General features: G+C 57.8%; 28 protein-coding genes and 1 pseudogene. 6 read left to right on the plus strand and 23 right to left on the minus strand.

All coding sequences use genetic code 11. The features are described 5' to 3' along the window. Positions 1-4 precede the first annotated feature (4 nt). Positions 5-241, minus strand: a complete 237-nt coding sequence (locus tag AC5SEM_RS02885; protein ID WP_077571408.1) for a hypothetical protein — start codon at positions 239-241, stop codon at positions 5-7. Between the two features lie 179 nt (positions 242-420). On the opposite strand from AC5SEM_RS02885, the gene AC5SEM_RS02890 reads away from it, so the two are divergent. Next, on the plus strand, positions 421-885 hold the full coding sequence (locus AC5SEM_RS02890) for an outer membrane lipoprotein (RefSeq protein WP_007918566.1): 465 nt from the start codon (positions 421-423) through the stop codon (positions 883-885). 59 nt (positions 886-944) lie between these two features. Here the strand turns inward: AC5SEM_RS02890 and AC5SEM_RS02895 are convergent, their stop codons facing one another. From AC5SEM_RS02895 to AC5SEM_RS02905, 3 genes are read right to left on the minus strand one after another with little or no spacing between them, the layout of a single operon-like run. Further along, positions 945-1,178 (minus strand): DUF7683 domain-containing protein, encoded by a 234-nt coding sequence (locus AC5SEM_RS02895; protein WP_495472135.1) that lies wholly within the window; start codon positions 1,176-1,178, stop codon positions 945-947. A 9-nt stretch (positions 1,179-1,187) separates the two neighbouring features. After that, the gene (locus AC5SEM_RS02900) at positions 1,188-1,442 is read right to left on the minus strand and encodes a colicin E3-like toxin immunity protein (protein WP_495472136.1); all 255 of its coding nucleotides are present in this window, start codon (positions 1,440-1,442) and stop codon (positions 1,188-1,190) included. Between the two features lie 8 nt (positions 1,443-1,450). Continuing rightward, positions 1,451-1,576: a colicin E3/pyocin S6 family cytotoxin gene (locus tag AC5SEM_RS02905; RefSeq protein WP_240049775.1), complete on the minus strand. Its 126-nt coding sequence runs from the start codon at positions 1,574-1,576 to the stop codon at positions 1,451-1,453. Positions 1,577-1,721: 145 nt separating this feature from the next. Here AC5SEM_RS02905 and AC5SEM_RS02910 point away from each other — a divergent pair. Next, a pseudogene (locus tag AC5SEM_RS02910) lies at positions 1,722-1,841 on the plus strand (hypothetical protein); the annotation flags it as partial. A gap of 67 nt (positions 1,842-1,908) precedes the next feature. Here AC5SEM_RS02910 and AC5SEM_RS02915 read toward each other — a convergent pair. The 5 genes from AC5SEM_RS02915 to nhaA form a co-directional block, all read right to left on the minus strand. Continuing rightward, the gene (locus AC5SEM_RS02915) at positions 1,909-2,160 is read right to left on the minus strand and encodes a pyocin S6 family toxin immunity protein (RefSeq protein ID WP_137217587.1); all 252 of its coding nucleotides are present in this window, start codon (positions 2,158-2,160) and stop codon (positions 1,909-1,911) included. Between the two features lie 10 nt (positions 2,161-2,170). Further along, the gene (locus AC5SEM_RS02920; RefSeq protein ID WP_495472137.1) at positions 2,171-3,364 is read right to left on the minus strand and encodes an S-type pyocin domain-containing protein; all 1,194 of its coding nucleotides are present in this window, start codon (positions 3,362-3,364) and stop codon (positions 2,171-2,173) included. 189 nt (positions 3,365-3,553) lie between these two features. Further along, complete coding sequence (locus AC5SEM_RS02925) at positions 3,554-4,294, minus strand: ATPase (protein WP_093438742.1); 741 nt, start codon at positions 4,292-4,294, stop codon at positions 3,554-3,556. Beyond that, positions 4,291-4,560, minus strand: coding sequence for a hypothetical protein (locus AC5SEM_RS02930; protein ID WP_093438738.1), 270 nt, complete (start codon positions 4,558-4,560; stop codon positions 4,291-4,293). Before AC5SEM_RS02930 ends, AC5SEM_RS02925 begins: the two co-directional genes overlap by 4 nt. 122 nt (positions 4,561-4,682) lie before the next feature. Further along, positions 4,683-5,870, minus strand: a complete 1,188-nt coding sequence (gene nhaA, locus AC5SEM_RS02935) for a Na+/H+ antiporter NhaA (RefSeq protein WP_495472138.1) — start codon at positions 5,868-5,870, stop codon at positions 4,683-4,685. A 250-nt stretch (positions 5,871-6,120) separates the two neighbouring features. Here nhaA and AC5SEM_RS02940 point away from each other — a divergent pair, with 250 nt between their 5' ends. Then, entirely contained in the window at positions 6,121-7,215 is a 1,095-nt protein-coding gene (locus AC5SEM_RS02940) for a PLP-dependent cysteine synthase family protein (protein WP_331694975.1), read from the plus strand. A 139-nt stretch (positions 7,216-7,354) separates the two neighbouring features. Here AC5SEM_RS02940 and AC5SEM_RS02945 read toward each other — a convergent pair whose 3' ends face one another. The 3 genes from AC5SEM_RS02945 to AC5SEM_RS02955 form a co-directional block, all read right to left on the minus strand. Next, positions 7,355-8,968: an NAD(P)/FAD-dependent oxidoreductase gene (locus AC5SEM_RS02945; protein ID WP_077571411.1), complete on the minus strand. Its 1,614-nt coding sequence runs from the start codon at positions 8,966-8,968 to the stop codon at positions 7,355-7,357. 97 nt (positions 8,969-9,065) lie between these two features. Next, positions 9,066-9,719 (minus strand): COG3650 family protein, encoded by a 654-nt coding sequence (locus tag AC5SEM_RS02950; protein ID WP_495472139.1) that lies wholly within the window; start codon positions 9,717-9,719, stop codon positions 9,066-9,068. 59 nt (positions 9,720-9,778) lie between these two features. Next, complete coding sequence (locus AC5SEM_RS02955; protein WP_495472140.1) at positions 9,779-10,378, minus strand: short chain dehydrogenase; 600 nt, start codon at positions 10,376-10,378, stop codon at positions 9,779-9,781. 104 nt (positions 10,379-10,482) lie between these two features. Here AC5SEM_RS02955 and AC5SEM_RS02960 point away from each other — a divergent pair, with 104 nt between their 5' ends. Continuing rightward, the gene (locus tag AC5SEM_RS02960; RefSeq protein ID WP_095049139.1) at positions 10,483-11,397 is read left to right on the plus strand and encodes a LysR family transcriptional regulator; all 915 of its coding nucleotides are present in this window, start codon (positions 10,483-10,485) and stop codon (positions 11,395-11,397) included. A 109-nt stretch (positions 11,398-11,506) separates the two neighbouring features. Here the strand turns inward: AC5SEM_RS02960 and AC5SEM_RS02965 are convergent, their stop codons facing one another. From AC5SEM_RS02965 to AC5SEM_RS03005, 9 genes are all read right to left on the minus strand, one after another. Then, the gene (locus AC5SEM_RS02965; RefSeq protein ID WP_495472141.1) at positions 11,507-11,983 is read right to left on the minus strand and encodes a DoxX family protein; all 477 of its coding nucleotides are present in this window, start codon (positions 11,981-11,983) and stop codon (positions 11,507-11,509) included. Further along, entirely contained in the window at positions 11,980-12,738 is a 759-nt protein-coding gene (locus tag AC5SEM_RS02970; protein ID WP_495472142.1) for an HvfC/BufC N-terminal domain-containing protein, read from the minus strand. The genes AC5SEM_RS02965 and AC5SEM_RS02970 overlap by 4 nt, the downstream gene beginning before the upstream one ends. Further along, positions 12,735-13,622, minus strand: a complete 888-nt coding sequence (gene bufB / locus AC5SEM_RS02975) for an MNIO family bufferin maturase (protein WP_495472143.1) — start codon at positions 13,620-13,622, stop codon at positions 12,735-12,737. The genes AC5SEM_RS02970 and bufB overlap by 4 nt, the downstream gene beginning before the upstream one ends. A 25-nt stretch (positions 13,623-13,647) precedes the next feature. Next, positions 13,648-13,953 (minus strand): BufA1 family periplasmic bufferin-type metallophore, encoded by a 306-nt coding sequence (locus AC5SEM_RS02980; protein WP_077571418.1) that lies wholly within the window; start codon positions 13,951-13,953, stop codon positions 13,648-13,650. A 291-nt stretch (positions 13,954-14,244) separates the two neighbouring features. Beyond that, a complete protein-coding gene (locus tag AC5SEM_RS02985; RefSeq protein ID WP_008082262.1) occupies positions 14,245-14,946 on the minus strand; it encodes an ABC transporter ATP-binding protein in 702 nt (233 codons plus the stop codon). Next, positions 14,947-15,714: a high-affinity branched-chain amino acid ABC transporter ATP-binding protein LivG gene (gene livG / locus AC5SEM_RS02990; RefSeq protein WP_077571419.1), complete on the minus strand. Its 768-nt coding sequence runs from the start codon at positions 15,712-15,714 to the stop codon at positions 14,947-14,949. After that, positions 15,711-16,967, minus strand: a complete 1,257-nt coding sequence (locus AC5SEM_RS02995; RefSeq protein WP_116028815.1) for a high-affinity branched-chain amino acid ABC transporter permease LivM — start codon at positions 16,965-16,967, stop codon at positions 15,711-15,713. The genes livG and AC5SEM_RS02995 overlap by 4 nt, the downstream gene beginning before the upstream one ends. After that, on the minus strand, positions 16,964-17,887 hold the full coding sequence (livH, locus tag AC5SEM_RS03000; protein WP_016986597.1) for a high-affinity branched-chain amino acid ABC transporter permease LivH: 924 nt from the start codon (positions 17,885-17,887) through the stop codon (positions 16,964-16,966). The genes AC5SEM_RS02995 and livH overlap by 4 nt, the downstream gene beginning before the upstream one ends. 231 nt (positions 17,888-18,118) lie before the next feature. Then, positions 18,119-19,246, minus strand: a complete 1,128-nt coding sequence (locus AC5SEM_RS03005) for a branched-chain amino acid ABC transporter substrate-binding protein (protein ID WP_016986598.1) — start codon at positions 19,244-19,246, stop codon at positions 18,119-18,121. Between the two features lie 352 nt (positions 19,247-19,598). On the opposite strand from AC5SEM_RS03005, the gene AC5SEM_RS03010 reads away from it, so the two are divergent. Continuing rightward, entirely contained in the window at positions 19,599-19,919 is a 321-nt protein-coding gene (locus tag AC5SEM_RS03010) for a DUF2288 domain-containing protein (RefSeq protein WP_250603350.1), read from the plus strand. 277 nt (positions 19,920-20,196) lie between these two features. Here AC5SEM_RS03010 and AC5SEM_RS03015 read toward each other — a convergent pair whose 3' ends face one another. Then, complete coding sequence (locus AC5SEM_RS03015; protein WP_007918508.1) at positions 20,197-22,395, minus strand: hypothetical protein; 2,199 nt, start codon at positions 22,393-22,395, stop codon at positions 20,197-20,199. A 195-nt stretch (positions 22,396-22,590) separates the two neighbouring features. On the opposite strand from AC5SEM_RS03015, the gene AC5SEM_RS03020 reads away from it, so the two are divergent. After that, on the plus strand, positions 22,591-23,487 hold the full coding sequence (locus tag AC5SEM_RS03020; protein WP_495472144.1) for an NAD(P)-dependent oxidoreductase: 897 nt from the start codon (positions 22,591-22,593) through the stop codon (positions 23,485-23,487). Here the strand turns inward: AC5SEM_RS03020 and AC5SEM_RS03025 are convergent. After that, positions 23,378-25,660, minus strand: coding sequence for a putative bifunctional diguanylate cyclase/phosphodiesterase (locus tag AC5SEM_RS03025; RefSeq protein WP_495472145.1), 2,283 nt, complete (start codon positions 25,658-25,660; stop codon positions 23,378-23,380). The genes AC5SEM_RS03020 and AC5SEM_RS03025 overlap by 110 nt on opposite strands. Positions 25,661-25,700 lie beyond the last annotated feature (40 nt).

The raw sequence follows: 25,700 nt of genomic DNA on the forward strand, positions 1-25,700 counted from the left end.
CAGTCTACCGAGCGGGATAGCCTGCCGCAGCGGCCTCCAGCCACTTCGGCAGATCCCGGCGCTTGATCTTCAGCGCCTGAGCGCGAGCCAGCTGTTCCAGCATGAAAGCACGTTTGCCTTCATGCTTGCCGGCCAATGACAGCGCCAGGTCGCGATCCATCCAGCGTTTGATCCGCACGTACAACCATCCGTGGAAGTACAAACCGGCGACAGTGGTGACGACGATGATGAAGTAATCCATGAAAATCCTTGGTGTCCGTGGCGCAGAATCGGTAATTTGGCGCTACTGTAGGGCTACATCAGGGAGCGCGTGCAGGTGTCTGTACCGCGCCTGAATGAAAGCCAATTTATCCGGGCGGTGTCGTGACAGGCGTCAAGCCACGGAGTTTAATGACTATATGTTTTTTTGGAGTTGATGCTATGCGTAAGTCTGTTCTGCTGGTTGCTTCCTTTTCCACGATGGCGATGTTGCTTACCGGCTGCCAATCGAGCCTGACCGGTGACTCCTACTCCCGTGACGAAGCGCGTCGCGTGCAGACGATTCGCATGGGCACCATCGAATCCCTGCGTCCGGTGAAAATCGAAGGCACCAAAACCCCGATCGGTGGCCTCGCTGGTGCAGCAGTCGGCGGCGTCGGCGGCAGCGCCATCGGTGGCGGCAAAGGCAGCATCGTTGCTGCGGTCATCGGTGCGGTGGCGGGTGGTCTGATCGGCTCGGCGACCGAAGAAGGTCTGACCCGTACCCAAGGTGTGGAAATCACCGTGCGTGAAGACGATGGCAGCATGCGTGCCTATGTGCAGCAGGTTCAGGAGAATGAAGTGTTCCGTGTTGGCGAACGCGTGCGCATCTCCACCGTTGGCGGGACCAGCCGCGTTTCGCACTAAGCGGAATTCAGGGTAAAGAAAACCCCGATCAGGTGACTGGTCGGGGTTTTTTAATGCATTTAACGTCCATTGCACGTCAGTTGGAAGGTGAACTTCGGATCGAAGAAATTCCTTCCCAGCAGTTTCTCCAGCGCGGCAAGCTGATCATTTGAAAGATCGTAACCCTCCCAGCCTTCCTGCTTACAAGACCAATTCATGATGGCAGCCAAATTCTCGTCGCATCCGCTAGGCAGGTCTTCTTCAAAAACGAGAAACTCTGTTTTCCTATCGAATGCTTCAATCCTATAAATCATAAGAGACCGTCACCAGACATCGCTGTAGTCAAAAGAGATCTGATAATCGTAAGTTTTGAAGACGATGCCATGTTGAAAATACGGCTGAATGATTGGAACCCATTCTTCGAAAACATTGAAACCGCCATTGTTTATGTTGTTTTCCACCGGTATTCCCAAGGCATTCAAAACGCCCTCATCATCGCCTAAATCCTTGGAATACTCTTCGCCGTCGCACAGATCAGTTTGCTTGTCGTACCACTCTAGCCTCAGTTTTAATCCCATCATCAACCTCACAAATATTTTTTTCTGATGCTTCTTTCATCTTTCGCATCTTCGCGTCGCTCCCCCGTAAAAGGGTCAAACGCGCCTAGGTGAGTTCCGTCACTTGCTCGGTAAACCTCCAACTCTCCGTGCATCGAGTCCTACTCGTAAGTTCTCCTGCCTTTTGCATCCTTCCAACGATCCCGATGCCCTCCGTTGTATGGTGGTTTTTTTTGCTCCTCTCAAATCAGGAAAGGCTGGAATATCTACCGTTTCAGAAGCTGGATGATAGTTATGTCCCGTGAAGACGACGGCAGCATGCTTGCCTATGTGCAGCAGGTTCAGGAAAATAAAGTGTTCCGCGTTGGTGAGCACGTGCGCTTTCCCGCCGTTGGCGGAATCAGCCGAATTTTGCACTAAGCGGGAACGAGCGATAAAAGATAACCCCGATCAAGTTACTGGTCGGGGTTGTCTTTTTTACTTCAAGTCAGTAATCAGCACATGTGCCCATAAAAAATTCTAAACCCTTCGGGAAGTTAACGTTTAGAAGGGTTTCCAGTGCAGCTACTTGATCTGCGCTCAATAACAACTCCCCAGGTTCCAGTTCGCTGAGGGACTTGGACTCGATGAGCTGAGCGACTTTTTCATTTAACTCGCTTCCGGTGATGTCCAGCTCGAACTGCAAAGAGTTATCTTGAGCGTCATCAGGATAAAAACCGGTTATCGAAAGGTAGCGCATGTATCAATCCTTAATTTCTGAAGGTTTTTCTTTCCGGTACTGCAGGCCCGGTTTGTTCACCCGTCAGGTGATTGAATTCGCCCAAATGAGTTGTTCCCAATTTGTCGTATTTTTCCACAGCGTTACTTTTGTAATCCCATTCATAGATTCGACCTTTGCGATCTACCCACCGTGCTCGCTGCTTTCCGCCACCTTTGACCGATGATTTCGACTTTACTCTAACTGCGTCAGGGAAGGCCGGTAGTGTCTTTGGGTGGCCGTAGTAAACATGATCACGAGCCCGGTTTAAAACGATGTAAACCGGCCGAATCCCAGAATGCGCCGGAAACACCAGAATAAAGTCTCGGTACTCTGGCGGATAAACTGGGTTAACTAGAATCCCATCCGCCGCTTTCGTCGGCGGATACACCCAGATATGCGGCGCTTGCGGTGCAGCCTCCAGCGCCGGAATACCAAGGATGTCCGAGCCATCCACGGCAGGCGTCCAGATCAGTTCTACGCCTTCACCCAAGTCAGCAATGAACTGGCTGCCACGCAACTTGAACTGCACGACATCAACCATTTCCCAATCGCGATTCTTGCCGGTGTAGAAGCCGTAGCCCTTCAGGCTGCCGTCGTCCTGCTGTTCGACCCTCAGCCGAACACGCGTTCGCGCCTGTTCAAGTCCACGCAGTTGTTCGTCGGTATAGAGCGCACTGTCGCCAAGATTCGATGGCATGAACAACGCAACCAAACCAACCAAAGGCGCAACAGCCGCGCTTGATACAGCAGCGGGCAGTGCTTCAAACACCGATCCCGCCAGAGCCAGGCTGCCAAATCCAACTGGAATAGCGGTTGCGCCGATTTTCTTGAGCGGAACTGCGCCGCTTTCATCGGCCTCACGCGCGCCCAGCAGAATCAGATCGCCGTAATCCTTCAGGCTGTCAGTCGGCACCATGCCCGAAGGACTGGAGTAATCGATAATCGCATCCGGCAATTTGCAGGACTTGGCAAATACGCAACCGGCACGCATGGGCTCGGCTTTTTTGACCGCCACCTCACGACTGCGCTCGAACGCCTCCTGCCGCGCCAGCATGGCGTCGTAAGCATTTTGTCTGGCGTCGCGCTCGGCCAGTTCAGTGGCCGTCATGTAGCGGTAGGTGACGTGATGCCCGTCGCCTTGCGGTGGGTTTTGAACCCGGGGAATGTCCTTGTTGCCAGCCACTGATCGTCCTTTCGTTCATCCATCGACAGCCCTTCGCAAAGGGCTGCGCAACGTTAACGAAGCAGGAAAATGGTGGCTGTAGGACGCGTCTCTAAAGACGTAGGGATTGTTCGACGGATGCTGATCTGTAGATAGGCTGTTGTTCGAGACTCAGAGGACTGAGCCCGCAGGAAAAATTTGTTCAGCGCACTACAGTAATTTGTCGAGCACGAACTCTTTGAACCAAGGTGGCTGAGTATCTGATTTGATCTCAATCAGCTCGCCATCGGTGATCTCCGCAATCTGCGTGAGGCCTTCGCTACCTTCATCCGAGTTGTCGAAAATGTAGGCTCTGTTGGAGGTCAGGATGGCATCAGACAGAAGCTCCAAAGATCTCCAGTACCGCGCCTCTATCTTTTCAGGAGGAACGCTGTGCCCACCTTGTTTAACACGATACGCAACCCTGGCAATGTTGATCTGAGGGTCGGCGGTAGCGACGTAGTAAACATAAACCCGGTAACCGGAAGCATGAGCTTCGGCGAGCAGTTTGACCTTGTCAGAGGACGACATGACAGTTTCAAACGTAAAGCTGATTCGCTCTTTGATCAAAGATCTTCGTATGAAGTCGGAAAGGGCTGATGCGACGTACGAGTCGATTACAGTATTTGCGAAGCTAAGCCGTTCACCGTCGATTGTCAGGGAATCCAGCTTTGCCAATGAGTGAGGGGATTTCTTGAGTAGAGCGTGCTCACGAAAGAATTCAAAGATGTCTTCTTTGTGAGCTTCGATGCGATAGGAGGTGAAGTCAAAATACCCTGTATCTTTGATTGAACGTTCTATGTCATCAGGATTTATGTAGTTTCCCAGCAAATGTGCGGGAACCAGTCGATTGAAGGTGCTTTTTCCTGACCCGTTCGGGCCGGCGAATATCCGTATTCTCGGTGTGCTCAAGAATTAACCTGTTTCGAGGATTTGTTGATGTGCAGGCGGGTGCCGCTTTTCAGGTTTCCATAGGTACCGATTGTGCGCAAAACAACGGAACTCTTCTCTGTCACTTCAAATAGCTGACCATCTTTAGCAACGAGCACTGCAGCGCCATTGGCGAGCGCCATTTTGTAGGCGTTGCTGAATGCCTTCAGAGCGATGTCCGGAATCCGAGACTCCTGTATGGAAATCTGATCGTCCGTCATTGGGCGTTTTTCTGCTTTACGTGACATGGATGACTCCAGAATCGGTGCTGAGAAGGTGCGGCTGTCGATCAAAGATATAGCACACTTGCGAGGTTCAGAGCCAAGCCCCTCTGGATAGAAGGGCCTCGACTTTTGTAGAAAAATGCGTCTCAAGCGTTTTGCAGAGTATTCCGGCGACTCGCCGCCGCCGTCACCGCATAACCGATCAACGCCGCCAGAATCGACCCGGTCAAAATCCCCATCCGGTCCATGCCAGCGTAATCACTCACACCCGGTTCAAACGCCAGTGAGCCGACAAACAGGCTCATGGTGAAGCCGATGCCGCAAAGGATCGCCACGCCCAGTACCTGACCCCAGTTGGCACCTTGGGGCAGGGTGGCGATGCCGATCTTCACGGCCAGCCAGGTCAGGCCGAAAACACCGACGGTCTTGCCCAGCAGCAGGCCGACCGCAATGCCCATCGGCACGTGATGGGTGAAACTCTCCACGGTGACGCCGGTCAGCGACAGGCCGGCGTTGGCGAAGGCGAACAGCGGCAGGATGCCGTAGGCCACCCACGGGTGCAGCGCATGTTCGAGGGTCAGCAGTGGCGACGGCTCGGCATTTTTCGTGCGCAATGGAATGCAGAAGGCCAGGGTTACGCCCGCCAGCGTGGCGTGGACACCGCTCTTGAGGACGCAGACCCAGAGAATCAAACCGATGATCATGTACGGCCCAAGTTTGACCACCCCGAGCCGGTTCATCGCCACCAGCGCCGCGATGCACGCTGCCGCCAGACCCAGCGACAGGGTCGAGAGTTCGCCGGAGTAGAAGATTGCGATGATCACGATGGCGCCGAGGTCATCGATGATCGCCAAGGTCATCAGGAACAGTTTCAGCGATACCGGCACACGCTTGCCGAGCAATGCCAGCACACCGAGGGCGAAGGCGATATCGGTGGCAGTGGGGATCGCCCAGCCGTCGAGGGCTGCCGGATTGTCACGGTTGAGGAACCAGTAGATCAGCGCCGGCACCAACATGCCGCCGATCGCGGCCGCACCGGGCAGGACGATCTGTGACGGCTTGGACAACTGACCGTCGAGAACCTCGCGCTTCACTTCCAGGCCGATAAGCAGGAAGAACATCGCCATCAGACCGTCGTTGATCCACAGCAGCAGGGGTTTAGCGATTTTCAACGCACCGATCTGCGCCACCACCGGGGTGTCGAGCAGGCCGGTATACAGCCACGACAGTGGCGAGTTGTTGATAATCAGGGCGAGGACAGCAGCGGCGATCAATAACAGACCGCTGGCAGCTTCCAACTGAAAGAAACGCGTGAAAGTGCTACGCAGAGGCAAGGTCGCTCTCCATCGATAAAGTCAAAAGGTGGGACACCCTAACCCGTACTGTTAGTTGTTAAAACAAAAGTTATATTCTTTTTTGTTATATGGCGTTACAAGGTGTCTGGCTCAAGCCACGCTGAGCCTAGCAGTTGTCTGACATATTGAGACTCAGCTGTATCTGTGCGCGCTATAGGATTTTTCCTAAGCTGATGAGTGAGCCTTTCGAACAGCTTCATCTCCTGCCGATTCAACGAGAACCATCACCATGAGCGACAACCGACAGTGGGCCCGCGAAGCGATCCGCATCATCGAAGCGGATTTTCAGCGCAGCGCCGACACCCACCTGATCCCTTTGCCGCTGCCGGGTTTTGCGGGCATCGAGTTGTACTTCAAGGATGAGTCGAGCCATCCGACCGGCAGCCTCAAGCATCGGCTGGCTCGTTCGCTGTTTCTCTACGCGCTGTGTAATGGCTGGCTGAAACCCGGCGCGCCGGTGATCGAGGCGTCCAGCGGTTCGACGGCGATTTCCGAAGCATATTTCGCGCGGATGCTCGGATTGCCATTCATCGCAGTGATGCCGGCGACCACCTCCAAAGAGAAGATTGCGCAGATCGCTTTCTACGGTGGCCAGAGCCATCTGGTGAAAGATCCCACGCAGATCTACGCCGAATCCGAGCGTCTGGCCCGCGAACATGGCGGCCACTTTATCGACCAGTTCACCTACGCCGAGCGCGCGACCGACTGGCGGGCTAACAACAACATTGCCGAATCGATCTTCCAGCAGATGCGCTACGAGAAACATCCGGAACCGAGCTGGCTGATCTCCAGCCCCGGCACTGGCGGCACCACCGCGACGCTCGGTCGTTACGTGCGCTACCGCCAGCATTGCACCCGCGTGCTGTGCGCCGATGCCGAGCGTTCGGTGTTCTTTGATTACTACCAGACCGGCGATGCGAGTTTGCGTCTGGATTGCGGTTCGCGCATTGAAGGTATTGGCCGGCCGCGCGTCGAAGCGTCGTTCCTGCCCAAGGTGATCGATGCGATGGTCAAAGTGCCGGACGCCTTGTCGCTGGCGGCCATGCATTATCTGGCGCAGCGTCTGGGGCGCCATGTGGGTGGGTCGAGTGGGACCAATCTGATCGGCGCCCTGATGGCGGCGCAGCAGATGAAAGCAGCGGGGGAGTCGGGGTCGATCGTGGCGATTCTGTGCGATGGCGGCGAGCGGTATGCCGACACCTATTACGATCAGGATTGGCTGAAGGCGCAGGGGTATGAATTGACGGGGTTGATTGAGGCGGTGGCGGCGAGTGCCGAGCGCGGTGAGGCGCTGCCTGACTCAGTCCTGCGCGCCAATATCTGACACACCGAAATCAACTGCAGGAGTGAGCCTGCTCGCGATGGCGGAATAACATTCAACATTGATGTTGAATGGACTACCGCTATCGCGAGCAGGCTCACTCCTACAGGGTTTTGTGTCAGTCAGTCAGTCAGTCAGTCAGTCAGTCAGTCAGGCCGAGGATGTCGCGCGCCACGGCTTCTGCGATGCGAATCCCGTCAACACCCGCCGACAGAATCCCGCCCGCATAACCCGCTCCTTCACCGGCCGGAAACAAGCCCTTCACGTTCATGCTCTGCAGCGTTTCGTTACGAGTGATGCGCAACGGCGACGAGGTGCGCGTTTCGATACCGGTCAACACCGCGTCGTGCAGTGAGTAACCGCGAATCTGCTTCTCGAACGCCGGCAAGGCTTCACGGATTGCCTCAATGGCAAAGTCCGGCAGCGCCAAGGCCAGATCGCCCAACGCCACACCCGGTTTGTACGACGGCTCGACTTCACCCAGCTCGGTCGATGGAATGTCGTTGATAAAGTCGCCAACCAGTTGCGCCGGCGCCTTGTAATCGCTGCCACCCAGAATGAACGCGTGGGATTCCAGGCGCTCCTGCAACTCGATCCCTGCCAGCGGGCCGCCCGGGTAATCGACTTCCGGCGTAATCCCGACAACGATGCCTGAGTTGGCATTGCGCTCGTTACGCGAGTACTGGCTCATGCCGTTGGTGACCACGCGGTTCGGCTCGGACGTCGCCGCGACCACGGTGCCGCCCGGGCACATGCAGAAGCTGTAGACCGAACGGCCGTTCTTGGCGTGGTGCACCAGTTTGTAGTCGGCAGCGCCGAGTTTCGGGTGCCCGGCGTATTTGCCCAATCGCGCGCGGTCGATCAGCGATTGCGGGTGTTCGATGCGGAAACCCACCGAGAACGGCTTGGCTTCCATGAACACGCCACGGCTATGGAGCATGCGGAAGGTGTCGCGGGCGCTGTGGCCGAGGGCCAGAACCACGTGTTTCGAATGCAGGGTTTCGCCGCTCGCCAGTTGCACGCCGACCAATTGGCCGTCTTCGATCAGCACGTCGGTGACGCGTTCCTGGAAGCGCACTTCGCCGCCCAGTTCGCGGATCTGCTCGCGCATGTTTTCAACCATGCCGGTCAGACGGAACGTACCGATGTGCGGCTTGCTGACGTAGAGAATTTCTTCCGGTGCACCGGCCTTGACGAACTCGTGCAGGACTTTGCGGCCGAGGAACTTCGGGTCCTTGATCTGGCTGTACAGCTTGCCGTCGGAGAACGTGCCCGCGCCGCCTTCGCCGAACTGCACGTTGGACTCGGGGTTGAGCACGCTTTTACGCCACAGGCCCCAAGTGTCCTTGGTGCGCTGACGGACTTCGGTGCCGCGCTCGAGGACGATCGGCTTGAAGCCCATTTGTGCCAGCAGCAAACCGGCGAAGATCCCGCATGGGCCGAAACCGACGACGATCGGGCGCTGGCTCAGGTCGCTTGGCGCTTCACCTACGAATTTGTAGCTGACATCCGGCGCCACGTTGACGTTACGGTCGTCGGCGAACTTGCCCAATACCTTGGCCTCGTCGCGCACTTCGAGGTCGATGGTGTAGATGAAGCACAGTTCGGACGACTTTTTGCGCGCATCGTAGCTGCGCTTGAACAAGGTGAAATCGAGCAGATCATCGCTGGCGATGCCCAGGCGCTGCACGATGGCAGGGCGCAGGTCTTCTTCGGGATGGTCGATTGGCAGCTTGAGTTCAGTGATTCGTAACATGGCGAGGATCCGGGTTCGCGGGGCGCACAACTGCGCCAGGGCGTTTGAAGGCCGCGATTATAAGCCGCAAAGGCCGGATCCGGTGAGGCTAAAACGCTCAGTCGTTGCGCGATCCGCCGAAATACCCGCAACCGCGCTGCACCTGGCCGTCGATGCGCAACTCGGCGCTCATGTGCTGCACGCTGCCGGTGTTGCTGTCGATGCAGCGCTGCGGCGCGACCCACAATTCGATGCGCTGGTTGTTGGCTTCGCTGCTGAGATTGAAGCGGCCATCGCCCAGTTGTTCTTCAACATAGGGCACGGCAAGCGGCGGCTGGCCTTCACGGTCGATGACCATGCCTTTGCCGCTGACTTTGACGTTCCATTCCGGGCCATGGCCAGTGGCGCGCAGGATCAGTAGCTTGAAGTTGGGGTCATCGCAGGCAGTGCCGGAGCGTTCGACGCGATACAGCTGCGTCAGGTCGAGTCGATCACCGGCGACCTTGCCGCGCACATCGGCGAACAGCTTGCCTTGCTCATCAGCCAGCGTTGCCGCTTCTTGCAGAATGCTGGTGCCACCGATGTCATTGACGATGAGCTGGCGCTGCTCCTGACACGGCTGAAACACCAGTTTGCCGTCAGCGGCGGTCAGTTGCCCCTGCATCCGCGTCTGCCCGACGTGCGAGGCACTTTCTCGCTGGCCATCGAACAACTGGCAAGCGGCAAACAACGGCAGCAGGGCAACAACGACTAACGAACGGGCAACACGCATCTTCGGCTCTCCAGACAAGTGCCGCCACGTTACGCAGCCTGACCGTTCATCACAAGGGTTTAGCCCACGTGAAATGTCTGACCTGTCTGCAAGCCTTCGACACTTTTCGCGTAGGCCAATGCCACATCCGCCGCAGGAACCGGCTTGTAACCACGGAAATACGGGGCGTAGCTGCCCATGGCTTCGAGCAGTACGGTCGGGCTGATCGAGTTCACTCGCAGGCCGCGTGGCAGTTCGATGGCGGCGGCGCGGACGAAGCTGTCGAGGGCGCCGTTGACCAGCGCTGCCGAGGCGCCGCTACGAATCGGGTCGTGGCTGAGTACGCCGGTGGTGAAGGTGAACGAGGCGCCGTCATTGGCGAATTCGCGACCGATCAGCAGCAGATTGACCTGGCCCATCAGTTTGTCTTTGAGGCCGAGAGCGAAGCTGTCTTCCGTCATCTCGCCCAGCGGTGCAAAGGTGACGTTGCCGGCGGCGCAGACCAGTGCATCGAACTTGCCGGTTTTTTCGAACAGCTTGCGGATTGACACGCTGTCGCTGATATCCACCTGCAAATCACCGCTGCTGCGGCCGATACGAATGACTTCGTGGCGTTGCGAGAGTTCTTTGTCGACCGCCGAACCAATGATGCCGCCAGCGCCTATCAACAGAATTTTCATCGAGCTGTACCTAAAGTGAGTGAACGAGGTTTCAGTCTAGAGTGGTTTTTTCTGCGGATAAGCGCGCTAATGGGCAACCTTTGGTTTTCAATTGGAAACAATCCGTGAGCGAAATGGATGATCTGGCGGCGTTTGCCGTGTTGATTGAAGCGGGCAGTTTCACCTTGGCAGCGCAGCAATTGGGCTGCAGCAAGGGCCAGTTGTCCAAGCGCATCAGCCAGCTCGAAGCGCAGTTTTCCGTGGTGTTGCTGCAACGCACCACCCGGCGCTTGAGCCTGACCGCCGCCGGCGCAGCCTTGTTGCCGCAGGCGCAAGCGTTGGTCGTCCAGGTCGAAAAAGCGCGTCAGGCCTTGGCGCGGCTAAAAGACGATATGGCCGGACCGGTGCGCATGACGGTGCCGGTTTCTCTGGGGGAAACCTTCTTTGATGGTCTGCTGTTGGAGTTTTCGCACAAATACCCCGAGGTGCAGATCGAGCTGGAGCTGAACAACAGTTACCGCGATCTGTCACGGGACGGCTTTGATCTGGCGATCCGCAGCGAGGTGGCCAATGACGAACGGCTGGTGGCTAAACCGTTGCTGGCCTGGCAGGAAATGACCTGCGCCAGCCCGGCGTATCTCGAGCGTTTCGGTGAACCGCTGACGCCACAGGCTCTGGCCGAGCATCGCTGTTTGCTCAACAGCCACTACAGCGGGCGCGAAGAGTGGTTGTATCACCAGCAGCATGAATTGTTGCGGGTGCGGGTGTCAGGGCCGTTTGCCAGTAACCATTACAACTTGCTGAAGAAAGCCGCACTCAGTGGCGCCGGTATCGCGCGATTGCCTTCCTACCTGCTGCAAGCGGAATTGGCTGACGGCAGATTGCGCTGGCTCCTGCGTGACTTTCAGACCCGACGCATGCCGATGTACCTCGTGCATCCGTATCAGGGTGGATTGCCGAAGCGCACGCAAGTACTCGCGGACTATCTGATCGGCTGGTTCAGGCGCAGCGGTGAAGCGCTGGATCGACTTCAGCGTTGAACCGTTCCCTTGTAGGAGTGAGCCTGCTCGCGATAGCGGAGTGTCAGTCGCGGATGAGTTACCTGACACACCGCTATCGCGAGCAGGCTCACTCCTACAGGGATTTTGCTTAGCGGGAAAGATGGCGGGCGATCAGATGATCAATCGACAACTTGCCCGGCCCGGTCGCCATCAGGTACAGCAACACCGCCGCCCAGATGCCGTGGGTTGGATAAGCATCCGGGTAGACAAAAAGCTGAATGGTCAATGTCATGCCCAACAACGCCAGCGCCGAAAACCGCGTAGCGAAGCCGATCAGGATCAGCAGTGGAAAAAAGTGTTCGGCGAACGCCGCGATGTGCGCGGCAATCTCTGGCGACAGCAGCGGAACGTGGTATTCGCTCTTGAACAACGGAATGGTCGAATCAGCCAAGCGTGGCCAGCCGAGTTGAAAAGTGCCGTCAATCAAATCAATGGCCAAACCTTCAACCTTGGTCTGCCCTGATTTCCAGAACACGGCGGCAATCGAGAAACGTGCAATGAAGGCGATCAGGCTGTGGGGGATTTTTTCCAGCAGCGTGATGGCACGGGTGATGAGCGTTTTCATGGCAGTTCCTTGTTATTCAGGTGAGTGATGGCGTTGCGCCCGATCAGCAAGCCGAGGGTCTGCGCGAGGTCGAACTCAGGGCTGTTTTCAGCCGCTTTCAGCAGTGGCTGGCCATCGATCAGGTTGCGGATAAACGTGATGGCGCCGGGGTCGAGGGCAAACACTTCGACATCCAGGCCATTGCGCAACACCAGCGCGTGTTGCCTTTGGTGGGTGTCGACGCCCGCCAGCGTCGAGTCGTGCTGATGTGCGCCCCAGATCGCGACCACGGCATAGGCTGAGTCGAGCAAATGCAGCGAGGGATGAAATTCGAAGCGCAGTTCACTCAGCGTTTGCACATCAGCCAGTGCTGCCGTGATCTGTTCCGCGCGCACGGGCAGGGCGTCGGCCGCGTGGTAGGCGAGGGTGCGCAAGTGCTCAAGACGCGCCACGTCTGCCAGATAAGGCACGCCGCCGGCCGGTTCAAACGCTGCGATGAAGTCCGCAAATGCTTCTCCGTAGCGGCACATCAACGGACTTTGCGGCGGCTGCTGTTGTACGAAAATGGCCGCCATGGCGCGGAAGAACTCCTCGCCGACCAATTGCGCAACCACCGGATAACTATCGCCCAACGCATTGATCAGTGAGCCCAGCACGTTGTTGCGATACACCGCGAAACGGCTCGCCGGATCAGCGCCGTTGGCGCTGCACAGACCTTCGGGGCAGGGCCGTCGCGTGTCGATGAGCGCAGCCGCGAAAGCGCGTTGAGTGCTCATGTGCGCCCTCCGGCATCCCGCAAAAGCGCATCAGCCTGCTGCGCCTCGGCGAGTAGCACCGCGAATGCCGGCACTTGATTGTCGCGCTCGATCAGCGTCGCCACCGGGCCGATGCGTTGCAGCACTTGCCGGTACAAACGCCAGACGGCTTGATCGATCGGCGCGCCGTGATCATCGATCAGCAAACGGTCGCCGAGGTTGTCGCAATCCTCGGCAAACCCGGCCAGATGAATTTCGCCCACCGCGTGTAATGGCAGCGCATCGAGATACGCCAGCGGATCACGCTGATGGTTCACGCAGGAAACGTAGACATTGTTGACGTCCAGCAACAGTCCACAGCCGCTGCGGCGGATGACCTCGGCGATGAAGTCAGGCTCATCGATGGTCGAACGCTGAAACCCCAGATAGGTTGCCGGATTTTCCAGCAACATGGGCCGTTTGAGCGTGTTTTGCACCTGATCGATATGCTCGCAGACGCGGTTCAATGTCGGCGTGTCATAGGCCAGCGGCAACAGGTCATTGAGAAACACCGGGCCATGGCTCGACCAGGCCAGATGTTCGGAAAAGGATTGCGGTTGATAGCGCTGAATCAGTTCGGCGAGGCGCTTGAGGTGTTGTTCATCCAATGGGCCTTCAGCGCCGATGGACAAGCCGACACCGTGCAGCGACAGCGGATATTGCTCGCGGATCAAACCGAGGAAATGATGAAACGGACCGCCGTCGACCATGTAGTTTTCGGCGTGGACTTCGAAGAAGCCGATGTCCGGTTGTGAGCCGAGCACTTCACGAAAGTGCCCGGTCTTGAGCCCCAGCCCGGCACGGGGCGGGAGCTCGCGCAGGGCTGCCTGAGTGGCGGGGTGGGCAGGGTGGTTGGCTATAAACATGATCGTCACTCAGGCAGATCTTCGATCAGGACTTGGCTTTGAAGGCTTCCATCTGGCCGAAACCGGTCGGCGAAGTCTTGCTCTCAGTGGTGGCGCAGGTGCCCTTCGGAACGAGTTTCCAGGCGTTGGCCTGATAGTCCATTTTCGCCGTGCCGGCACAGGTGGTGCCTGCGCCTGCTGCGCAATCGTTGTGACCTTTCATGGCCACGCCGAAGCATTTTTCCATGTTGGCGTCAGCGGCACTGACAGTCGATACAGCGGCCATGCTCAGGGCAGAACCGAGGGCCAGAACCAGGGCAGTAGCGGACAGGGTGCGGGTGGTAGCAGTCATGATGTTTCTCCAGTCTTTGTCAGGGTTTTTACAAGCGCGGTTGCGCTTGCTTACCCCTCTAGAGAAACGCGGTAGGGTTACGTTACAGCCCCCTCAAAATCTTTTTGAAAAAATGCAAATACCTGTAGGAGTGAGCCTGCTCGCGATGGGGTCGTGTCAGACGCCGATGATGTTGAATGACACTACGCCATCGCGAGCAGGCTCACTCCTACAAGGGATTTTTGGAGAATCTGAAAATCGTACAGGTACAAAAAACGGCCCGAAGGCCGTTTTTCTGTTGGGTGAAATGCATCAACCGCCGAGGTACGCCTCACGTACTTTCGGGTCGGTCAGCAGCGCTTCGCCGGTGCCTTGCATGACCACGCGGCCGTTCTCCAGAACGTAGGCGCGGTCAGCGATTTTCAGCGCCTGGTTGGCGTTCTGCTCGACCAGGAACACCGTTACACCGTCCTTGCGCAGCATTTCGATGATGTCGAAGATCTGCTGGATGATGATCGGTGCCAGACCCAGCGACGGCTCGTCGAGCAGCAGCAGTTTCGGCTTGCTCATCAGTGCACGGCCGATGGCGAGCATTTGCTGTTCGCCGCCGGACATGGTGCCGCCGCGCTGGTTGAAGCGTTCTTTCAGGCGCGGGAACAGGCCGAGAACCTTGTCCATTTGCTCCTGATAGTCGCCCTTGTCGGTGAAAAAACCGCCCATGGACAGGTTTTCTTCAACGGTCAGACGGGCGAACACCCGACGACCTTCCGGCACCACCGCGATGCTTTTGCGCATGATCTGCGACGAGTCCTGGCCGACCAGTTCCTCACCCATGTAGCGGATGCTGCCGCTGTGCGCTTGCGGCGAACCGCAAAGCGTCATCAGCAGCGTCGACTTGCCGGCACCGTTGGCGCCGATCAGGGTCACGATCTCGCCCTGACGGACTTCGACGTTGACGCTGTGCAGGGCCTGGATCTTGCCGTAGAAGGTGGAAACGTTTTCGAATTGCAGCATTTACGCTTCCCCCAGGTAGGCTTTGATCACTTCAGGATTGTCGCGGATCTGTTCCGGCGTACCGTCAGCCAGAGGCGTGCCCTGGTTGATCACGACGATGTGGTCGGAAATGCTCATGACCAGTTTCATGTCGTGTTCGATCAGCAGCACGGTGACGTTGTGCTCTTCACGCAGCACGCTGATCAGCGCCTTGAGGTCTTCGGTTTCCTTCGGGTTCAGACCGGCGGCCGGTTCGTCGAGCATGAGAATCCGTGGACGGGTCATCATGCAGCGGGCGATTTCCAGACGTCGTTGCTGACCGTAAGCCAGGGTGCCGGCGGTACGGTTGGCGAACTCCTTCAGGTTGACCTTTTCCAGCCAGTACTCGGCAAACTCCATGGCCTCGCGCTCGCTTTTGCGGAACGCCGGGGTCTTGAACAGACCGGCGAGGAAGTTGGTGTTCAGGTGACGGTGCTGGGCGATCAACAGGTTCTCGACCGCCGTCATGTCCTTGAACAGGCGTACGTTCTGGAAGGTACGCACCACGCCTTTGAGGGCGATCTTGTGGCCCGGCAGGCCTTGGATCGGCTCACCGTCCAGCAGGATGCTACCGCCGGTAGGCTGATAGAAACCGGTCAGGCAGTTGAACACGGTGGTCTTGCCCGCGCCGTTCGGCCCGATCAGTGCAACCACTTGTTTCTCCTTAACGGTCAGGGCCACGCCGTTGACCGCGAGCAAGCCGCCGAAGCGCATGCTCAAGTTCTCGACTTTCAAGATCTCGCGGCTCATTTTCGCAACTCCATGTGTGGGCGTTGCATCGGCAGCAGACCTTGTGGACGCCAGATCATCATCAACACCATCAGCGCACCGAACATCAACATGCGGTACTCGCTGAACTCACGCATCATTTCCGGCAACAGGATCATCACCACGGCCGCCAGAATCACACCCAACTGCGAGCCCATGCCACCCAGCACCACAATGGCGAGGATGATTGCCGACTCGATGAAGGTGAACGACTCTGGCGTCACCAGACCCTGACGCGCAGCGAAGAAGCTACCGGCGAAACCGGCGAATGCAGCGCCGAGAGTGAACGCGGACAGCTTGATGATCGTTGGATTCAGCCCCAGCGCACGGCAGGCGATTTCGTCTTCACGCAGCGCTTCCCAGGCACGGCCGATCGGCATGCGCAGCAGGCGGTTGATGACGAACAGTGCCGCCAGCGCCAGCAACAGCGCAACCAGGTAGAGGAAAATCACCTTGTTGATCGAGTTGTATTGCAGGCCGAAATACTCGTGGAAAGTTTGCATGCCTTCCGCGGCTTTGCGTTCGAAGGTCAGACCGAAGAACGTCGGCTTCTCGATGTTGCTGATGCCGTTCGGACCGCCAGTGATGTCGGTCAGGTTACGCAGGAACAGACGGATGATCTCGCCGAAGCCGAGGGTCACGATCGCCAGATAGTCACCACGCAGACGCAACACCGGGAAGCCCAGCAGGAAGCCGAACGTCGCCGCCATCAGGCCGGCAATTGGCAGGCAGATCCAGAAGCTCAGGCCGTAGTAGTGCGACAGCAGCGCGTAGCTGTAGGCGCCAACGGCGTAGAAGCCGACGTAACCGAGGTCGAGCAGACCAGCCAGACCGACGACGATGTTCAGGCCGAGGCCGAGCATCACGTAGATCAGGATCAGCGTCGCGATGTCCACCGCGCCACGGGAGCCGAAGAACGGCCACACCAGTGCGACCAAAATCAGCGCAATGATGAAATAGCGCTGGGTGGTTGGCAGGGTGAGGAAGTTGCTCGCCTTGGCCGGAATCAGCGGCAGGCCCGGCGACGCACGCCAGGCTTTGCTGATCTGCTGATTGAACAGCACGCGCAGGAACATCAGCACCGAACAGATGGCGATGGTCGCCAGTACGGCCGGGCTGGTGTTGTGCACTTCGAGGTTGATGCCGACGATGGTCAGTTTCAGTCCGAGCACGGGATACGCAACTGCCCAAACCAAGAGCGCACTGAACAGTGCCTGTTTAAGATTCCTAGTCATACTTTCTCAACCTCCGGACGGCCCAGAATGCCGGTCGGACGGAACAACAGCACCAGAACCAACAAGCCGAAAGCCACGACGTCCTTGTACTGGTCGCCGAAGATATCGGCACCAAAGGCTTCCGCCACCCCAAGCACCAACCCGCCGAGCATGGCGCCGGGGATGCTGCCGATGCCGCCGAGTACCGCAGCGGTGAAGGCTTTGAGGCCGACGAGGAAACCGGCGTTCGGGTTGATCACCCCGTATTGCATGCTCAGCAGCACAGCCGCAACGGCTGCCAGCGCGGCACCAATGACGAAGGTCAGGGCGATGATGTTGTTGGTGTTGATGCCGAGCAGGTTGGCCATCTTGATGTCTTCGGCGCAGGCGCGGCAGGCGCGACCCAGGCGAGAGCGGGAGATGAACAGCGTCAGGCCGAGCATGGCGATCAGGGTCACCACGAACACCACGATTTGCATGTAGGAAATCAGCACTTCTTGTGCGCCACCTGGGCCGAAGGCAAGGTTGCCCGGAATCAGGTTGGGGATAGCTTTGTCCTTGGAGTCTTGCGCCAGCAGAACCGTGTTCTGCAGGAAGATCGACATACCGATCGCGGAAATCAGCGGGATCAGACGGTTGCTGCCGCGCAAGGGGCGGTAGGCAATGCGTTCGATGCTGTAACCGTAGGAACTGGTGACGACGATGCTGGCGATAAACGCAGCGGTCATCAACAGCGGGACACTGTCGAGTCCCATCATGGTCAACCCGGCGATGGCGATGAACGCCACGTAGGAGCCGATCATGTACACCTCGCCGTGGGCGAAGTTGATCATTCCAATGATGCCGTAGACCATCGTGTAGCCGATGGCGATCAAGGCATACATGCTGCCAACGTTCAGGCCGTTAACCAGCTGTTGGAAGAAGTGATAGATGTCAGGCATTACAGCGCTCCTAAAAACCTGATACGCATTTCACTGGTGGAGTCATTTTCCCGCCCGGCCCCGTGGATCTTTATCCACTTCGAATCCGGGTTTTGCCAGCGAACCGCTGATGACGGTTTTGAGATTTTCAGGTGGGGAGACTGGCGGATCACGCCAGCGCGGCCCAATACATTCGTAAAACAAAGCCCACGGCACGCCGTGGGCTTTATTGGCAGTCAGTCAGGCAGCGCCTTACTGAGGCGATACTTCGGTTTTAGGTTTGCCGTTGTGCCACTCGTAAACCACGAATTTGAAGTCTTTCAGGTCGCCCTTGGCGTCGAAGCTCAGGTCGCCAGTCGGGGTCTTGAAGGTACCGGCGTGGATGGCTTCAGCCACTTTGGTCGCGTCTTCGGACTTGGCTGCCTTGATGCCTTCGGCAATCACTTCAACCGCCGAGTAGGACGGGAACACGAACGGACCGCTCGGATCTTCTTTCTTCGCCTTGAATGCATCGGCCAGGGCGATGTTGGCTGGATCCTGGTCGAAGGATTTCGGCAGGGTCACCAGCAGGCCTTCGGCCGCGTCTTTGGCGATCTGGGTGATCGAGTCGTTACCCACGCCTTCCGGACCCATGAACTTGGCTTTCAGGCCTTTTTCCTGGGCTTGACGCAGGATCAGACCCAGCTCCGGGTGGTAGCCGCCGTAGTAAACGAAGTCGACGTTGGCTTGTTTGAGTTTGGCGATGATCGCCGAGAAATCTTTGTCGCCGGCGTTCACGCCTTCGAATACGGCAACCTTGGTGCCTTTCTTCTCGAGAGTCGATTTCACGGCGGTGGCGATGCCTTCACCGTACTGCTGTTTGTCGTGCAGCACGCCGACGATTTTCGGTTTGACGTGATCGGCAATGTAGTTACCGGCGGCAGGGCCCTGGGCGCTGTCGAGACCAATAGTACGGAAGATCATTTTGTAACCACGGGCGGTGATGTCCGGGCTGGTGGCAGCCGGGGTGATCATGATCACGCCTTCGTCTTCGTAGATGTCCGAAGCCGGTTGAGTGGAGCTGGAGCACAGGTGACCGACCACGAACTTGACGCCGTCGTTGACGACTTTGTTCGCAACGGCTACCGCTTGTTTTGGATCGCAGGCATCGTCGTATTCAACGGCTTCGAGTTTCTTGCCGTCGACGCCGCCCTTGGCGTTGATTTGCTCGATGGCCATTTTTGCGCCACTGAACTGCATGTCGCCGTACTGGGCTACTGGACCGGTTTTAGGACCGGCGATACCGATTTTGATGGTGTCAGCTGCGAACGAATGGCTGGCAACCCCGGCCAGAACCATAGCGGCAAACAGTTTGGAAATCTGCTTAGTAGCCTTAGTCATAGTGCTCCACTCTTACTGTTGTAATTTTTTTGAGTTCTGGCGCCGTAGCAGCAGAACCGGGTCAGATATCTTTGCGATACCCTCCGGAAATGCCCCCGGCAACTGTACCGGTACAGTGTAGAGCGCCGGTTGTCAGCCTGGGAAGCGGGCGCCGAGGGGCAAAACTTGGGGGTGTCGCATTTTTGAATGAAAAAGACAGAATTGCGGCGGGGCGTTCGTGGGCATATAGCCCAATCAGCAGCATTCCCTGGCGTTCCTGCTCTTTTCGTTCGGTGCAGCCTTTTGCAACCGGGTTTTGCTGGCGGACCACCGACGTTATTATTCGCGTCGATTTCTTTTCCGGACAGTTCCCATGAATCAAGAACCTAGCACCCTCTATGCCAAGCTGCTTGGTGAAACCGCATCTATTACCTGGAAAGAGTTGGAGCCGTTCTTCGCCAAGGGTGCCCTATTGTGGGTCGACCCTGCGCTGGATTTGATCGCCGCCGCCGAGGCCGTGGCGTCGGATGATGGCGAGAAAGTGGCTGCCTGGCTGGCCGAAGACAAGGTCGCCAAGCTGTCTGAAACGCGGGCGCTGGATCTTTTCGAGCGCGATCCGTCGTTGTGGGCGGTAGTGGTTTCGCCGTGGATTCTGATCCAGGAAAGGGCGGTCGCCGCCGACGTCGCACCTTGATGGTGCGACCGGTCATCGGCGAAAAGTGTGTAGCGGAGTAGCGTGATGGCACGTTGCCGTAGAGAAATGCCACAAGCGAAGGTGGGCTCACGGTGACGTAAACGTAACGGGAACAGTTTAGTAAGCAGCCTAACGGCTGCTTAATTGTTTCTGGATATTGGATTGGAGAATTCTGTCGTCTGAAAAGGCCTCATCGCGAGCAGGCTCACTCCTACAGGGGAACGCATTCCAATTGTAGGAGTGAGCCTGCTCGCGATTGCCGCGACTCGGTCCTGGATCAGACCGAGAACGACTTGCCGGTATGGTTATTCAGCGAAATAACCTTGGTCTTGCCAATCCGGTGACGATAGATCTCGCGCAAATACTTGATCGACTTCTTCACGCAATCGCGCGACAAACGAATGTCATTGATCGAGACAAACTTCTCTTTGTCGTTGATCAACTCGCGGTACTTCTTCTCGTACATCGGTTTGATCGCGTACCAGTTGGTATCGAGGATCTTCGCCGGGTTTTCGAACTCGTTGAGCAGGTCGTCGATGCGGTCTTCGTCGAACTCCTCGTTGATGATGAAATCGAGGATCGAGTTGTCCAGGGTCTCGTCGAAACGGTACGGGTTCTTCGCGAAGCAGCGCTTGATGAACGCGACGATCAGGGTCAGGAAGTCATCCGACAGGCACGGGCTCTTGGCGATCAGGGTGGTCAGCGACAGGTTGGCCGAAGCACCGATTACCAACGCATAGCGCTTGAGCGTGGTGTTGGGGAACAGGCTGTTGAGGTGGGTCTTCAACCGGTTCAGGTCCATGTACGACAGCTTGTAGTCTTTCGGCAGCGAGACAATCGAGACCACCGACGAGCAGTTCTTGAAGAAGTGCAGGTCGTGCAGCGCGGCGGCGTCGTAGCCGGAATTCTTGTATTGCTCCAGCGAAGCGCGATAACGCTTGGACTCGATCGGCAGCAGGCTGATGCCTTCAATCGCCTGGGTCACCTTGTTGAAGTGCGGCAGGTCGATCGAGCGGAAGAACAGGTCGTCGATGTTCAGGCGCTGCGGTTCTTTGTCGAACACCTTGAATTTGTCGCTGCTCGGTGGCGGCGTTTCCGGCACCACCGATTCGGCGTAGGCAATCGCCACCGGGCCGGCCAGGCTCATGAACAGGTCGTTGGCGTCGAGTCGAATGGTTTCACCGATGTCGATGCCGGCGCGGCGGAAGTAGTTCTGGTCGTAGTCAGTGGTGACTGCCTGCGCCGTCAGAATGTTGAAGATCTGCTGCGAGATGTACTGGTTGGCGTGTTTCTCCATCGCATTGACATCAATGTTCTGGATATTGCCGTCATCGCTCTCTTCGGCGTAACGCATGATGTCGTTGGAGATCAGCATCATCGCGTTCCATGGGCGGATACGGCCCATGACGCTGGCTTCGCTGCTGTCTTCATTGGCGAAGTTGTAGGAGAAATCCCATTCTTCCGAGAGGTATTTGCACAGCAGGCGACCGGCGTTGATGTGCAGCGCCTCGGACATTTCGCTGCGGTGGTCGGAAATGTTCGGCAGCACGCAGATGCCGCTGGTGAAGATCGGTTCGAACACGAACGAATGACCGCTCTTGCCGTCATGCTCGTCCATCGGCTTGGTGTCGAACGTCTTGTTCATGTACGAGTGCTGCTGGGCCAGACCGAATTCCGAAGCCATGCCGGAACCGGTACCGCCGCCGGCACTGAAGATCGAGAAGTACAGGCGCGACTGGTTGGCTTTGATGCCGCAGCTGTCGATCAGGTACGAGTGAATCATTTTCCAGTCAGGGCTGGAGAAGCGCTGGGTGTCCTTGTTGAGGATGATCTTCGCCAGGTACTGGCCGAGGATCGGCGCGTTACCGGCGCCACCGGCGTGGACTTCGGACAAGTCCATGATCTTCATTTTGCTGTAGTCGCGCAGGAAGCCGCTTTTCTCGCCTTTGCGCGAGAAACGGATGCGCCCGGCGATGTCCTTGTCGAGGTCGCCGAGCATCACCAGCGGTTCGACCAGAAACACCGGTTTGGTCGATTTGTTCGGGCCGATGCGCAGGTTGTTCTTGATCCACTGCGCCGGGCTGTAGCCCTTGTCGGCCAGTCGGCGATCAGCCGCACGGTCTTCGTTGTTGAATTCGTTGAGGTAGAACTTGCGCGCGTTGTACACCAGCTCCGCGACATCTAGAGCGATGTTGGAGCCGCAGCGACCGAGGCCGATCAGGCACACCGAAGGGAATTCCTGGTCGTTGTGCTGTTCGTTATCGCCTTCCAGGTGCGGTGGGCGCGGGAACACCAGATCACGCAGGCCGTCGAGGTTGTCGAGGATGCGGTCGGTATTGGTTTCGGTGAAGTACAGGTATTGCTGGGTTGACAGCGGGCGCGACGGGACCAATGGCTTCGACGATGACGGGCTGTTGGCGGCGGGGCTCAAAGTCAGATCGGATACCGCAGTGGCGGGATTGTTTTTAGAAGTCATTGTGCGCCATATACCTGGACTGGTTGGCTCGCTGGCCAGTTGCCTGCGAACCTCACGGAATAAGATCTCGCGTCTTTTGTGCGCGAATTGAGCCCGAGCATCAGGTTTTTGGCCTGACTGTCGCTGGGGGGAATCCTTTCCTGATCGTTGATGAATCGGCCATTATTCGGCGATCTTTAATCGAAAAGAGGCAAAATGATGTCAACGCTACCTTCGTTGGGGTTCGCCGGAATCGGTCTGATGGGCCTGCCGATGTGCCGGCGTCTGTTGGCGGCGGGTTACCCGCTGACCGTGTGGAATCGCAACCCGGCCAAGTGCGCGCCACTGGTCGAGGCCGGTGCCCGCCAAGTGGCGACCGCCGCTGAATTGTGCGAGCACGCCGACGTGGTAATGCTGTGTCTGGCCGATACGGCGGTGGTTCGCGAGGTGGTGTTTGGCGCTGGCGGTATCGCCGAAGGCGCGAAAAGCGGCCAGTTGCTGGTGGATTTTTCCAGTCTTGAACCGACGGCCACTCGCGAGATGGCGGCGCAACTGCTGGAGAAAACCGGCATGGCCTGGCTGGATTCACCAGTATCCGGCGGTGTGGTCGGCGCCGAGGCGGGCAGTCTGGCGATCATGGTCGGCGGCGATGCGGCAGACCTTGAACGCGTGCGCCCGGTGCTGCTCAATCTCGGTCAACGCGTCACGCATATGGGCGGCATCGGCGCGGGGCAAGTGACCAAGGCCTGCAACCAGATGATCGTTGCCTGCAATGCGCTGGTGATTGCCGAAGTGGTGGCACTGGCCGATCAGGCTGGCGTCGATGCCAGCCTGATCGCCGAAGCCCTGGCCGGCGGTTTCGCCGATTCAAAACCGTTGCAGATTCTTGCGCCGCAAATGGCCGAAAGCCGTTTCGAACCGATCAAGTGGCACGTGCGCACGCTGCTCAAGGATCTCGACACGGCGGTGAAATTCTCCCGCGAACAGGGTACGGCGACGCCGATCAGCGGATTGGCCGCACAACTGATGCGCCTGCATGGGGCGCAAGGCTATTTGGCGCAGGATCCAGCGACACTGGTGAAAATGTACCGCGCGCCAGAATCAGCGGATTGACCGCGTGTGAGTGTTTGCGCTGATTGATTTCTTCCAGCACCGGGCGCAGCTCGTCCAGCGGCACCGGACGACTGAGCAGGTAACCCTGAATGAAGTCGCAGCCTGAGCGTTCAAGGAATTCGTACTGCTCCAGGCTTTCGACGCCTTCGGTGACCACCTGCAAATGCAGGGTGTGCGCCATGACGATGATCGCTTGGACGATCTCCATGTCGGCGGTCGCCGTGGGAATATCGAGGATGAACGAGCGGTCGATCTTCAGGGTGTTGAGCGGCAGGCGCTTGAGGTAGGCCAGCGACGAGTAGCCGGTGCCGAAGTCGTCGATCGACAGCGACACACCGAGCGCACGAATCTGTCGCAGCAGCACCAGGGTGTTGGCGATGTTGCCCATCAACGCGTTTTCGGTGACTTCCAGTTCCAGGCGTTCCGGCGCCACCCCGGCGCTGCGCAATGCCTGTTCGATTTCGTTGGCCAGTTCTTCCCGAGTGAGGTTGAGTGGCGAGCAGTTCCAGGCGATTTTCAATTCTTCGCAGCCATGCCGCGACAATTCGCCCAGATCCTTGCACGCGCGGCGCAGCACCCAGTTGTCCAGTTCGGCGATCAGGCCATTGTTTTCGGCGATGGTGATAAAGCGATCCGGGGTCAGCAAACCATGTAGCGGATGCTGCCAGCGGATCAGCGCTTCGAGTTTGGTGACACGGCCGGTCTTCAGTTCGAAGATCGGTTGGTAATACAGCGTCAAACCGTTTTCCTCGCGCAGGGCATGGCGCAGTTCTTCTTCCAGTTGCAGCTCGAAGCTGGCGCGGGTCTTGAGGTTGGAACTGAAAAAGTGCAGGCCATTACGCCCAGCGCCTTTGGATTGATACAACGCCAGATCGGCGTGCTTGAGCAGTTCTTCGCAGGTGCTGCCATCTTCCGGAAACAGACTGATGCCGATGCTGGTGGTCATCACCATGCGACGTCCGGCCAACTCGATCGGCTCCTTCATCTTGAGCATGATGCGCTGGGCCATATTGCGGGCTTCTTCGCGCTCACGCAGGTTGATGAGGATGCAGAATTCGTCGCCGCCGAAACGCGCGACCACGTCTTCATGGCTGCGCACCGAGCCCTTGATGTGCTGGGCGATGACTTTGAGCAGTTCGTCACCGGCGTCATGGCCGAGGCTGTCGTTGATCCGCTTGAAGTGGTCGATGTCGAGAAACATCACCGCGAGCATGCCGCCTTCGCTGGTTTTCTGGCTGAGTTTCTCGGCGAAGATCTGGTTGAAACCGCGACGGTTGATCAGGTTGGTCAGGGCGTCGTAGTTGGCCACTTGTTGCAGTGACATGCGCGCCTGATCGAGTTGACTGAGCAAGGCGTTGACCCGGCGCAGGTCTTCTTCCTTGTTCTGCAGCTTTTTATCGGCCAGCGCCGCACTGATCGCACTGCCAAGGATCAGCAGGATGATCAGCGCCACGGTCAGGCCCAGTTGCAGATGCCCGTTATCACCGCCGCTCGCTGTCAGGCCTCCCTCGGGAAGAACCAGATCCAGCGCAGCCATGCCGGTGAAATGCATGCTGATGATGCCGGCGCCGAGAATCAGCGCAGCGCTGTACTTGAGCAACTGATGCGCCACGCCGCTGCCTTCGCTCAGATAGCGGGCGACCCACAGCGCGGCGAAACTGGCGCCGATGGCGATCGCCACAGACAGCGCGAACAGTCCTGGCTGATAGTAGGCGGTGGCGCTCGACTTCATCGCCGCCATGCCAACGTAATGCATGCCGGCGATGCCCAGGCCGATGACAAACGCGGTTTTCAAGCAATGCAACGCACTCGGTTGCGCTTCGCTCAGGGTTTGCATGGCCAGCCAAGAGGCGAGCAGGGCGATCAGCAACGAGAAAAGGGTGATGCCAAGGTCGTACTGAATGTCGATCGGTGTCTGGAAAGCCAGCATGCCGATGAAGTGCATGGCCCAGATGCCGCCGGCCAGGCAGGTCGCGCCGATCCAGCGCCAGATCCGCCGCGACCCCGGATCTTCGGCATTTACAACGCGCTCAGCCATATCCAGAGTGGCGAAACTGGCTGCGCAGGCGACCAGATACGCAACCATCACCAGGAAAGGGTTGTGACTGCAATCGAGGATGACCTGCCCGCTCTCCGGCAGCTCGGTAACAAACTGCAAACCAAGCCACTCCATAGCATGCCCCGTCTCTGAAGTCGTCCTGACTGCGCGGTGA

Source organism: Pseudomonas sp. CH61, from assembly GCF_059429415.1.